The following is an 11,811-nucleotide window of genomic DNA, read 5'->3' as shown; positions in this document are numbered from 1 at the left end:
AAGAATGATGCTTGTCAGTATATACCATATGATTCTTACTGGAGAGACATTTAATCCTTCAGATTATGAATCATTTAAAAATCCTAAGCCACCTATAAAGCAACAAGTTTTAACAGAAGAATCAGCGATAGAGTTTCTTAAGAAATCAGGTTTTGACGTTTCTAAATTAACTAAACCATAATATTCAATTATTCTATTTATTCTAAATTATTCAAACTTATTTTTAAGTTTGTCTTTTTTTATACGTTTTGATTGATTTTTGTTTCACACTTGCATACTATGCAAGCAGTACGAGGATCATCATTAAATGGGAACATATTATTTACTCAACAACAAGATATTTTCAATGTGGGGAGTATGTGGGAACATATCTACTGGTTGTACATCTAGAGGCTTATAACCCTTCTCTACCAAGTAAGTTAAATCTCTTGCCTGAGTCGCTACATTACATGAAATATAGACAATACGTTCAGGAGAGAGTGTAGTCAATCTTTCTAGGAATTCAGTAGAACATCCTTTTCTAGGTGGATCCACCATAACACAATCCACCTTTTCATGTCTTTCTACAAATTCAGTCATGAAATGACCTGCATCATCGCATACAAATTCCGCATTTGTAATATGATTTCTTTCAGCATTCTCTTTTGCATCTACAATCGCCTGTGGAACGACTTCTACACCGTAGACTTTCTTAACATGTTTCGCAAGAGTCAAAGAAATAGTACCAATACCACAATATGCATCAATGACTACATCAGTTGGTTTAAATTTCGCATATTCAATGGCCTTAGAATAAAGTACTTCTACCTGTCTTGGATTAATCTGATAGAAAGACTTCATAGAAATCTTATAAGTATTTCCTAGAAGTGTATCTTCAATATACCCTTCTCCATATAGTACCTTTTCTTCTTCTCCTAGAATCACATTATCATGACGGGAATTAATATTTTGAATAATTGTACGTATTTCTGGATATTCATGAGTTAAAGTATCAATAATTTCATGGATATGTGGGATTTTCTTCTTATATGAGATAAATACAACCATTGCTTCATTCTTATGATAGCTTGTCTTAGTTAATACATGCTTGATATTACCTGTTTTAGTGAGTTTATCATAAGGCTGAATATGATATTTTTCAAATAATTCTTTAATACGTTTAATGACCTTATTAGAGAATTCATTCTGAATAAGACAGTAATCGTTATTAATGATATCGTTTGTACGTGCTTTATAGAATCCAGAGACAATATGTCCATCCTGCATTCCAAAAGGTACCTGCACCTTATTACGATAATGATAAGGGTCTTGATCCATTAAACAATCATTGACTCTCAAGTCCTGATGGGCAATCTTTAAGAATGTTTCTTTCACTCTATTAGTCTTAAAAGACTGTTGTTCTTGATCTGACATATGCATTAATGAACAACCACCACATTGTTTAAAACAGTCACATTTTGGCTCTATACGTTCAATAGATGGAGTCTGTAGTTCTACTACTCTACCTACACAATAACTCTTAAGCACCTTAATAATCTCTATTTTAGCTGTTTCATGAAGTAATAGATTCTTCACAAAAATAGTTGTATTATCATGCTTTACTACACCTAAACCATCATGTGTATAATCGATGCACTCATCTATAAATTGATCTCTCTTATTCATACATATCCTCCTCACTTAAAAAAAGCGATTAAAAATCGCTTTTTTATTGCTCTGTTGCTTTCGCTTTATTTGTTGTTTCTTGATCCTTTACAGATGCAAGAGTAAAGGCGATATCATCCTTACCTGCCTGTTTTGTACCATACATTGGGAAATCAGTATCGTTACCACCAGTTAAATAAAGGTTTACTTCATACTGTTTTACACCATTATGCTTATTAAGTAATTCTGTATAGTCAGATCCTTCATAAGCAGATTGACCACCTTTAGAATCAAGGATTTTTACAACATCTTTTGAAATTTGTTCAGCAGTCTTTACTGATGTACCATTAGTAAATTCAATATCCACCTTGAACTGCTTACATGCTGTTTCAATATTCATAGATGCAATAGAACTATGTTTAGATTTAGCTTCGTTGACTGTATCATCTAAGACACTCTTTTGAACTGTTACAAGTCCTTCACAACGATCACCATATATAGCTCCTTCATCCTTTAAAGCACTATATAAATAGATTCCAAGTGCAAGTACAAGTACTGCAACGATTCCAAGCACAATATATCTTGTTTTAATTCTCTTTTTTGAATTATTAGAAGGTTTCATACCCATTTCTTTAGGAGTTGGCTTCTTTTCAGCCTTCTTCTTAGGTGTCTGGATAACTACATCTTCTTCATCATCAAAATGAAATCTTTCTTTGGACACATTAATCACCTACTTTACCCTTTTATTTTACCAAAGATATAAAGTAAAGTATAGTTATTTAATTCTTTCTTTAAGAAGTTCAACAAGTAACTTGTTAACCATACCTGGGTTAGCCTGTCCTCTAGACTTCTTCATAACCTGTCCTACTAAGAATCCTACCGCACGATCTTTACCATTCGCATAGTCTTCAATAGACTGTGGGTTGGCATCTAATACTTCATTCGCCATAGTTTTTAAAGCGTTAGGGTCAGAAATCTGTTTCATACCCTTTTCTTCAATAATCTTTTCAGGATCTTTATTTTCTGTCATCATTGGTTCGAAGACCTTTTTAGCCTGTTTAGAAGAAATAGTACCATCTTCAATGAAATTGATTAATTTAGCTAAATATTCTGGATTTAATTCAATATCATCATAAGACTGGTTGTTCTTATTTAAGAAAGCTAAAACATCACCTAATAACCAGTTAGAAGCATTCTTATAGTTCTTAGTATATTTGATTACTTCATTGAAGTAATCAGACATAGACTTAGTAGAAACAAGAATCTTCGCATCTACCTTAGGAATACCATACTCTTCTTCATAATGTTTTTCTCTTTCTCCAGCCATCATAGGTAATTCGTCTTTGATCTGTTCTACCCATGCATGATCTAATCTAATAGGTAAGATATTTGGTTCAGTATAGTACTTATAGTCTACGGCATCCCCTTTAGAACGCATCACTGTAGTCACTTTTTCTACTTCATCATATCTTCTTGTTTCCTGAAGAACTTCTCCTCCAGATTCAATGACTTCCTGCTGACGTCCTGCTTCATAATCAATAGCTTTCTGAACGTTGCTGATAGAGTTTAAGTTCTTGATTTCTGTACGTGTACCAAATGCTTCCTGACCAAATGGACGGATAGATACGTTAACGTCACAACGCATAGAACCTTCTTCTAGCTTTGCATCAGATACTTCTGTATATAAGAATACCTGTCTTAATGCTTCAAGATAAGCACTTGCTTCTTTACCTGAACGGATACAAGGCTTAGTGACAATTTCAATTAGTGGGATACCAGCACGGTTGTAATCAATTAATGAATAATCAGTTAAATGAAGCTGTTTAGCTGTATCTTCTTCCATATGTAATCTTTCGATATCGATACGCTTTTCTTCTCCATCTACTTCAATCATTAAATAACCATTACGTCCGATAGGTCTTTTATCCTGAGTAATCTGGAAACCTTTTGGAAGGTCAGAATAATAGTAGTTCTTACGGTCAAAGCATAGTAATTCATCGATTTCCATATGTAATGCATGACATACACGAATCGCAAATTCTACACCTCTTTTATTTAAACATGGTAATGTACCTGTCATACCCATGTCTACTTCATTGATCATTGTATTTGGATCTTCACCAAATGTAACTGGTGAAGCAGAGAACATCTTTGAATTAGTCTTTAATTCGCAATGTACTTCTAGCCCGATGACTCTTTCGTAATCCATCTTTAGTCCTCCCTCTTATACTGGTTCTTGAATCCTAATGCTTCTTCTAATGCGTAGGCGCAGTTCAAGACAGTCTGTTCTTCAAAAATACGTCCTGAAATATTGACAGCGACTGGCATATTATCTACAAATCCAGAAGGGATAGAGATAGATGGTGTACCTGCAAAGTTGGCAAGACATAACCAGTTTTCAAGAATAATATATTCATCACTTAAATAATCTTCAGCTGCTTCATCAATTAAAGGTGCAACACCTCCGCCATTAGGCGCAATGATGATATCGTAGTTTTCATAAATCTTATTTAATTCATCTACTACAAGTCTTCTAACTCTCTGTGCTTTTCTGAACATCTTTTCCTGATTTTCAGTTGCAAGAGCTAAGTTACCAAGAATGAATCTTCTCTTAATATGATTACCAAATCCATCTGTACGAGAATTGATCATCACATCATCAGGTGTATCACCTTGTTGTCTATCACCATACTTAACACCATCTAAGCATGAATGGTTACTTGTTGCTTCTGAGTTGGCAATAATAGTATATGTAGGAAGTAATGTCTTCATGAGTTTCTTATCCATTTCAACATCTTCTACTGTTGCACCAAGAGACTTTAATGTTTCAACAACATTTTCAAAAGTTTTCTTTACTTCTTCATTTCTTACTTCATTAGATACAGTCGTTAATACACCAATCTTTAAGTTAGAAATATCAGTCGTTAAGTTATCTAAGTAATGTGGTACTTCTCTATTTGATGAAGTCATATCACGATTATCTCTACCAGCTAATGCTTCAGTGACAATCGCCATATCACGTACATTTCTAGTAAATGCTCCAACATGGTCTAAAGAAGATGCATAAGGAATAACACCATAACGAGAGATTCTACCCCAAGTTGGTTTAAAACCTACAATTCCACAAAAACCTGCTGGTTTTCTAATTGAGTCACCTGTATCACTACCAAGTGCAAATGGGATAAGACCACTTGCAACAAGTGCTGCAGATCCTCCTGATGAACCACCAGAAATACGTCTTGTATCCCAAGGGTTGTGTACTGGACCAGTTAAAGCTGATTTATTAGTACCACCCATAGCAAGTTCATCCATAGAAGCCTTACCTACTAAACCAACACCATGCTTATTTAATAAATCAACAACATGGGCATTAAATACTGGTACATAATCAGCTAACATCTTACTAGATGCAGTTGTCTTAATACCCTTAGTGTTGTAGTTATCTTTTAAAACATATGGAATATGTGATAAAAGATCATCAGTCATAGGAGCTTCAATAGCCTTGTATGCTTCATCTTCAGTAATAGTTACAAAGGCATTCAGTCTTTCCTGCTGTTTCTTTGCTTCTTCAAATAATTCTTTATAATATTCTTTTACATCTAACTCTCCACTTTTGAAAAGTTCATGTAATTCTTCAATAGTATGTGTCACCATTATCCTACCACCTTTGGAACTCTGATCTGATTACGCTGTACAGTCTTGCAGTTCTTTAATGCATCTTCTGTACTGATTACATGATTAGGTTCGTCCTCTCTTAAGAATGTTGTTTCAACCACATAAGGGAATGCGAGAGGTTCTACACCTTCAGTATCAATTTCATCAAGTGCCTGTACATGGCTCATGAATACTTCATACTGTTCTCTTAATGCTGGCATTTCTTCGTCAGTGATGTTGAACATGGTTTTTCTTCCTAGTTTTTTCAACATTAAATCTGTATCGTCCATAATTGACCTCCTACTGTTCTAATATAGATGTCTTTGCATCTTCACCTTTTTGTTTAATAATCACAGCCATCAATTCATCCTGTGAATACACAAGAACCTTAATATTAAAGTCCTGTGTGAATTTACTATTAATGTTATCAGCAATCACTGAAGTCAGATATAGTAATTCTGTATATGTCTTGATATTCAAGTGTGCTGTGATTTTCATTGTCTGGATCGTATCATCGATATAGTTGGCCTGCCCAACTAAACCGGCAGCTTCAGTAGAAGCTTTCTTCAAGTTAGACTTGATAGTTGCAAATTCTGATGCAGTGGCTGGGTCTAACTTAGTTGCACGAGTACTTGTAAAGTATACATTTTCATGATTCACATTCTTTAAAGTACCGACACTGCCACCTTCACAGAAAGATTCATAAATATAATTACCATTTGTTTCAGATATTTCATTATTATTCGCACGATAAATACCAATCATAACTGAAACATCTGCAAGTTTTCTCTTCTTTGAACGGATATATTTGTATGCTTTCTTAACACACTGCTGGGCATAGCTTCTTAACTTTTCATCACTTAAAGTAATTGTAGGAGAAGAAAGCTTTCCATCAATCTGTTCCTTAGGATCAAGAATAATAGCAACACTTATACCTTTCAAGGCATAACTAGAACCACTCTTCTTATAATAATCCTGTTCAGTGATATTAGACACAAGTACAGGGCTTTGTAAGCCTTCATATGTCTTACCACTTTCTATCTGTAATGTATCAGGATATTTCTTATCTTCTTCTTTAGTTCCTGCAGAGTCTCTTTTTAATAGATTATTGTAATCAGTTGGTGTTAATTGTAATCCTTCTGATAAATAATAATCATTTGTTGAGAAATGCTTTGTTGAAAGAATCTGCAATCCTGAACCAATAGTAACTAAATCCTTTGTATTACTGAAGTTTAAATAGAACTTCTCACTATTCTTAGAACGACCATTGTTGATCATGTTGTAGTAATTACCATCAAATGTCTTTGCAGAAGATTCTTTTGTACTATTTGATGTTTTTACAGTTTTGCTGGAGCATCCTGTCGCAAAAATAAGCATGATACTAACAAGAGCTTTTAATAATTTATTCATAGTCCGCTAGCCTGCCACTCAAAATGTGATTAAATATACTCACATCGAGATAATGTAAGTTCTCACGAACATTACTTACTATGTCATCGTGTATGCTTTTGATTGACCGAAATCATATCTACTCACAAGTTCTAGTACACTCCATAGTCGTAAATTCCCGAAATAGCCTTCGGTACATACCTACGTTTGCGTTTATTTATGCAACTTCGTAAGTGGTAGCATCTCCCAGATTAAGTGCAGCATTGAAATCTCTGTCTTCGATATAGCCACAGTCACATCTGAAAAGTCTATCTGAAAGCTTTAAATCTTTTTTAATATTCTTACAACAATGACATGTTTTAGATGATGGGTGCCATCTATCTACAATTCGAAGTTCAATTCCATTCTCTTTGCATTTAGCTAGAAGTTTTGATTTAAATTCAAAAATTTCTGCGAAGCAACTGCCTTTGAAAGATGCCTGTTCTTCATCATTCCTGATACGTTTAGATCTTCAATCGTTATATAAGATAGCTTGGTTTTTACTATCTCTGCGATTATCTTATTGATGTAATCAGTACGAATATTGTCAATTCTACGATGAAACTTCTGTATCTTAAGCATTTATTTTTGTATATTTCTTTTTTGAGCGAACTCTCCTTTCTTTAGATTTTCATACTTTCGAGAAAGACTTCTCTGTTCTCAAATAAGTTGTTTTTTAAGTTTCTTTAATAAAGCAAAATCTTTTGGTTTATAATTTGAGATATTTGATGTGTTCATTTTAACACTCCCTATGAGCATATAAACACATTCAAACACAAGAGTCAATATATTCAGTTACTTATAATCTTCTCCTTAAATGCTGATTCGTTCATGATTGAAATACCAAGATCAACTGCTTTTGTATATTTAGATCCTGGATTTTCCCCAACAATCACTAAATCTGTTTTCTTTGATACACTTCCTGTGACATTCGCACCCTGGCTTGTTAAATAGTCTTTAATCTGCTTTCTAGTCATAAGTGTAAGTGTCCCAGTAATTACGACTGTCTTATCTCTAAATGGATTATCGCCTGTATCACGTACCTTTAAATAATCCATATTTAAACCTAACTCTTTCAAATGAGCAATCATTTCTAGATTACGTTCATTACGCTTAAATGCTGCAAGAGAAGACGCGATTGTATCCCCTACATCCTTGATGCTTGTTAATTGTACATAATTCGCATTAAGTAAAGCATCCATAGAACCAAAATGATATGCAAGTGTATCAGCCATCTTAGCTCCTATGCCCTTAATACCAAGCCCAAATAGGAGTTTTTCTAAAGAATTCGCTTTACTATTCTCGATTGCCTCTAGTAGCTTATCCATAGATTTCTTCCCAAAGCCTTCAATATCCATGATTTCTTTTTCATGTACATCCACATGATATATATCTTCAATACATGTCACAAAGCCTAAGTTATAGAATTGTTCGATGATCTTATCACCGAGTCCATCAATATTCATTGCTTCACGGCTGGCAAAATGAATCAGTTTTTCAATCTTCTTTGAATCACATTCTTCATTCATACAATAATAAGCTGCTTCATTAGGTTTTCTTACAAGTGGTGAACCACATTTAGGACATACTGTAATCATCTTAAAAGGTATTTCATGACCTGTACGTCTTTCTTTAATAGAAGAAACAACTTCTGGAATAACATCCCCTGCTTTTCTTACAATAACATCATCACCAATACGAATATCCTTACGGATACAATTGTCTTCATTATGAAGTGTCGCACGCTGTACGAGTGAACCTGCCACACGTACTGGTTCTAGCACTGCATTAGGTGTAATTTGTCCTGTACGCCCTATTGTAAAGACAATATCTTTAAGTTTTGTAATAACCTCTTCTGCTGGGAACTTATAGGCAATCGCCCATTTAGGTACTTTAGCTGTATAACCAAGTCTTCTTTGTGAATTAAGATCATTAACCTTAATAACAACACCATCAATATCATATGGAAGTGTTGGTCTAAGTTTTGCGACTTCTTCAATATAGTTCCATACTTCTTTAATGTTCTTGCATTTACGTGTATAAGGATTTGTCTTAAATCCAAGATTTTTAATCTTTTCTAAGCATTCATAATGTGTTGTTGCATTAAGTTGTGATGCTTCTGGTACATGATACAAGAAGGCATCCAGTCCTCTTTTTGCCGCTATACGACTATCTAATTGTCTAATACTACCTGCTGCTGCATTACGACAATTCGCAAAGAGAGGAAGACCTGCTTCAGTACGCTCTTCATTTAATCTTTCTAATGCCTTTTTAGGCATGATGATTTCACCACGTACTTCTAGTGGTCCATTAAAATCAATATGTAAAGGGATAGAACGAATAGTCTTAACGTTATGGGTGATATCTTCACCAATCGTTCCATTTCCTCTTGTTGCACCATATTGTAATACACCATCCTGATATACAAGTGAGACAGATAAACCATCAAGTTTCAGTTCACATATATATTCAGGATTAGGAATCACATCTGTAACTCGATCATTGAAGGTATAGACTTCATCTTCATTAAAGATATCTCCAAGAGACATCATCATACGCTGATGTGTTACCTTCTTGAAACCTTCTAAGACCTCTCCTCCTACTCTCTGGCTTGGAGAATCTGTTGTAATCCAAGCAGGATTGGCCTGTTCAATTCGGATGAGCTCTTCCATTAAACGGTCATATTCCTGGTCAGTGACAGTAGGAGTATCCTGTACATAATATTCATAGTTATATTTATTTAATAAGGCTTTTAATTCATTAAGTCTTTCAAATGACATCTTACTCATTCCTTTTCTTTTACGTATTATAACAAAATTCTCTTCATAATAAAACTTAAAAATCAGTTTGATAAGCGCTTTAAAGCATGATGATTTCCCATTAAGGTCTTGATTCCATGAGGAACTTCAAAAGCTATATCGACAAGTGGTCCATTGACTTTGACAACAACACCCTTACCAAATATATCATGGTTGACTAAATCTCCCACCTTCCAGTCACTTACACCATTATCTCCAATTAAATCTGTATAAGATTCATGAACATAATTACGTGTCTTAAACTTTGAAGGTCTTCCAACATGTTCAACATGATTTCGACCTATTTCATCTACAAATCGAGATGTGACCTTAGGAGATTGGGATACAAAGCTAAAGCCTTGACTATCAGTCAAATAAAGACGCTTTTTAGCACGTGTAAAGGCAACGTAGGCAAGTCTTCTTTCTTCCTCTAATCCCTCATCTCCTCCTTCACTCATTGTTCTTTCAGAAGGGAAAATGCCTTCAGAAAGACCTGATACAAAGACATAGTCAAACTCTAGTCCTTTGGCCATATGAATACTCATAAGTGAGACATAGTCACCTGTCTTTTCTTCATCCTGAGATGTATAGAGAGCAATATCCTGTAAATATGATTCAAAATCAGGTGTTTCTGGATGAGTATTGACATAAGTATCAATAGAATTCTTTAACTCCATTAAGTTTTCAATACGGTTATCTTCCTGCCCATCCTTCATCAGTTTCAAATAACCTGTATCCTTTAATAAATCTTCATAAATATCAGCTAAGCTCTTATCAGAAACTCTTGCTTTCTCGATCACTTCTACAAGTTCTTTGAGTCCTTTTTTAGCTTTACCACCTACACCTGTTTCATCTAAGAAGAAGCAGACTGCTTCATAATTAGAGATTCCATGTCTTGAGGCTGTAAGGGTGATCTTTTCTAAAGTCTTCGCACCAATTCCTCGAGATGGTGTATTGACGACTCTTTCAAAAGATAAATCATCACCCATAACGACTAATCTAATATAACTTAAAGCATCTTTGACTTCTTTACGATTAAAGAATTTTAATCCACCAAAGATCTTATAAGGAATTTGTCTGCGAATCATTTCCTGTTCAATAGAACGAGATAAATAATTCGCACGATAGAGCACCGCAATATGGGATTCAGATACACCGGATTGTGTGATCTTCTGGATTGTATCACAGATATATTTTGATTCTGCCTCTTCACTTACTGCTGCATAATGAATAACTTTATCTCCTTCTTCTAATTCAGAGAATAAATCTTTTTCTAATCTGTTCTTGTTTTTCTTAATAAGATTATTAGAGATATCAAGGATTGTTTTTGTAGATCGATAATTCTGATCTAGTATAACAGTTTTAACGTTTTGATAGTCTTTATCAAAGTTCATGATATAGTTCACATCACTGCCTCTAAATGAATAGATTGTCTGGTCTGGGTCTCCTACAACACAGACAATAGAATCCTGGGCAAAGTAATGAATAAGGTTGTATTCAATAGAACCAACATCCTGGAATTCATCTACATGGACAAATTGATAACGTCTAGACCATCTTGATACAATATCAGGATTATCCTGGAAGATCTTTAATGTATTGACTAAAAGGTCATCAAAGTCCATCATATTATGATCTTCTTTATATTTTTCATACATAGCATATATTTCTGCTTTATGTTTTTCTCCTGGCATATTACCAGCGAGCTGCAGGGCTTTGGCAGGAGAAACAAAGTTAACCTTATATGAAGAGATATAGTTAATCATAGATTTGATACTGATTGATTTTTGATCTATTTCTTTTTCTTTATATAACTTTTTAATAAGTGATTTCTGATCTTCTTCATCCATAATAATGAAGTTATGAGGATAGCCAATGGCAGTAGAGTGTTGTCTAAGTACTCTGACACATAAAGAGTGGATCGTACAGATTGTTGTACCTAAAGATGTACCTAGAATGTTTTCTACTCTTGTTTTCATTTCATTGGCTGCTTTATTAGTAAATGTGATAGCGAGAATGTTATGAGGATTGACTCCTACTTCTTCAATTAAATATGCTATACGATATGTGACAACACGTGTCTTACCTGAACCAGCACCCGCAATGATTCTTAGGTGTCCATCTAGATAAGTGGCTGCTTCTAATTGTTTAGGGTTTAATAATTGACTAAGTTCCATATTTGTAATCCTCCATTCGCATCCTCTAATATAATAGGGTAGACAGGAAATAATATCAATACTGAGATTAATTATTATTTCTGTGCCTCCCGTTGCACCGTACGTACGGG

Annotated in this window: 10 protein-coding genes and 1 pseudogene; 1 reads left to right on the top strand and 10 read right to left on the bottom strand. The window is 34.3% G+C overall.

Annotated elements, in window-relative coordinates; all coding sequences use genetic code 11:
* Positions 1–181 (top strand): annotated as a pseudogene (locus EAI80_RS13450) (hypothetical protein); the annotation flags it as partial.
* Positions 182–318: 137 nt separating this feature from the next.
* On the opposite strand, the gene rlmD reads toward EAI80_RS13450, so the two are convergent.
* The 10 genes from rlmD to EAI80_RS09540 form a co-directional block, all read right to left on the bottom strand.
* Positions 319–1,665: a 23S rRNA (uracil(1939)-C(5))-methyltransferase RlmD gene (rlmD, locus tag EAI80_RS09580; RefSeq protein WP_129981834.1), complete on the bottom strand. Its 1,347-nt coding sequence runs from the start codon at positions 1,663–1,665 to the stop codon at positions 319–321.
* A gap of 43 nt (positions 1,666–1,708) precedes the next feature.
* On the bottom strand, positions 1,709–2,365 hold the full coding sequence (locus EAI80_RS09575; protein WP_129981833.1) for a hypothetical protein: 657 nt from the start codon (positions 2,363–2,365) through the stop codon (positions 1,709–1,711).
* A 54-nt stretch (positions 2,366–2,419) separates the two neighbouring features.
* Positions 2,420–3,853 (bottom strand): Asp-tRNA(Asn)/Glu-tRNA(Gln) amidotransferase subunit GatB, encoded by a 1,434-nt coding sequence (gene gatB / locus EAI80_RS09570; RefSeq protein WP_022424718.1) that lies wholly within the window; start codon positions 3,851–3,853, stop codon positions 2,420–2,422.
* A gap of 2 nt (positions 3,854–3,855) precedes the next feature.
* Positions 3,856–5,298 (bottom strand): Asp-tRNA(Asn)/Glu-tRNA(Gln) amidotransferase subunit GatA, encoded by a 1,443-nt coding sequence (gene gatA, locus EAI80_RS09565; RefSeq protein WP_129981832.1) that lies wholly within the window; start codon positions 5,296–5,298, stop codon positions 3,856–3,858.
* Positions 5,298–5,588 (bottom strand): Asp-tRNA(Asn)/Glu-tRNA(Gln) amidotransferase subunit GatC, encoded by a 291-nt coding sequence (gene gatC, locus EAI80_RS09560; RefSeq protein ID WP_006506605.1) that lies wholly within the window; start codon positions 5,586–5,588, stop codon positions 5,298–5,300. Before gatC ends, gatA begins: the two co-directional genes overlap by 1 nt.
* A gap of 10 nt (positions 5,589–5,598) precedes the next feature.
* Positions 5,599–6,708 (bottom strand): CamS family sex pheromone protein, encoded by a 1,110-nt coding sequence (locus EAI80_RS09555; RefSeq protein WP_129981831.1) that lies wholly within the window; start codon positions 6,706–6,708, stop codon positions 5,599–5,601.
* Between the two features lie 196 nt (positions 6,709–6,904).
* Complete coding sequence (locus EAI80_RS13875; RefSeq protein WP_238634556.1) at positions 6,905–7,075, bottom strand: zinc ribbon domain-containing protein; 171 nt, start codon at positions 7,073–7,075, stop codon at positions 6,905–6,907.
* A 32-nt stretch (positions 7,076–7,107) separates the two neighbouring features.
* Positions 7,108–7,308 carry a transposase gene (locus EAI80_RS14045; RefSeq protein ID WP_202981952.1) on the bottom strand — a complete coding sequence of 67 codons (201 nt, stop codon included), beginning with the start codon at positions 7,306–7,308 and terminating at the stop codon, positions 7,108–7,110.
* A gap of 209 nt (positions 7,309–7,517) precedes the next feature.
* Complete coding sequence (ligA, locus tag EAI80_RS09545; protein WP_129981835.1) at positions 7,518–9,506, bottom strand: NAD-dependent DNA ligase LigA; 1,989 nt, start codon at positions 9,504–9,506, stop codon at positions 7,518–7,520.
* 62 nt (positions 9,507–9,568) lie between these two features.
* Positions 9,569–11,701 carry an ATP-dependent helicase gene (locus tag EAI80_RS09540; protein ID WP_129981830.1) on the bottom strand — a complete coding sequence of 711 codons (2,133 nt, stop codon included), beginning with the start codon at positions 11,699–11,701 and terminating at the stop codon, positions 9,569–9,571.
* Between the last annotated feature and the right edge of the window lie 110 nt (positions 11,702–11,811).

Origin of the sequence: Catenibacterium sp. co_0103 (assembly GCF_004168205.1) — a bacterium.
Taxonomy (GTDB): domain Bacteria; phylum Bacillota_I; class Bacilli_A; order Erysipelotrichales; family Coprobacillaceae; genus Catenibacterium; species Catenibacterium mitsuoka_A.
Note: the sequence above shows the minus strand (reverse complement) of the source record. Positions and strands in the feature narration are given on the sequence as shown.

Bases quoted from the DNA above. Each gene is read 5' to 3' on its own strand.
- ligA (WP_129981835.1), bottom strand. From the start codon at position 9,506: ATGTCATTTGAAAGACTTAATGAATTAAAAGCCTTATTAAATAAATAT.
- gatA (WP_129981832.1), bottom strand. From the start codon at position 5,298: ATGGTGACACATACTATTGAAGAATTACATGAACTTTTCAAAAGTGGA.
- gatC (WP_006506605.1), bottom strand. From the start codon at position 5,588: ATGGACGATACAGATTTAATGTTGAAAAAACTAGGAAGAAAAACCATG.
- EAI80_RS09540 (WP_129981830.1), bottom strand. From the start codon at position 11,701: ATGGAACTTAGTCAATTATTAAACCCTAAACAATTAGAAGCAGCCACT.
- EAI80_RS09555 (WP_129981831.1), bottom strand. From the start codon at position 6,708: ATGAATAAATTATTAAAAGCTCTTGTTAGTATCATGCTTATTTTTGCG.
- EAI80_RS14045 (WP_202981952.1), bottom strand. From the start codon at position 7,308: ATGCTTAAGATACAGAAGTTTCATCGTAGAATTGACAATATTCGTACT.
- rlmD (WP_129981834.1), bottom strand. From the start codon at position 1,665: ATGAATAAGAGAGATCAATTTATAGATGAGTGCATCGATTATACACAT.
- gatB (WP_022424718.1), bottom strand. From the start codon at position 3,853: ATGGATTACGAAAGAGTCATCGGGCTAGAAGTACATTGCGAATTAAAG.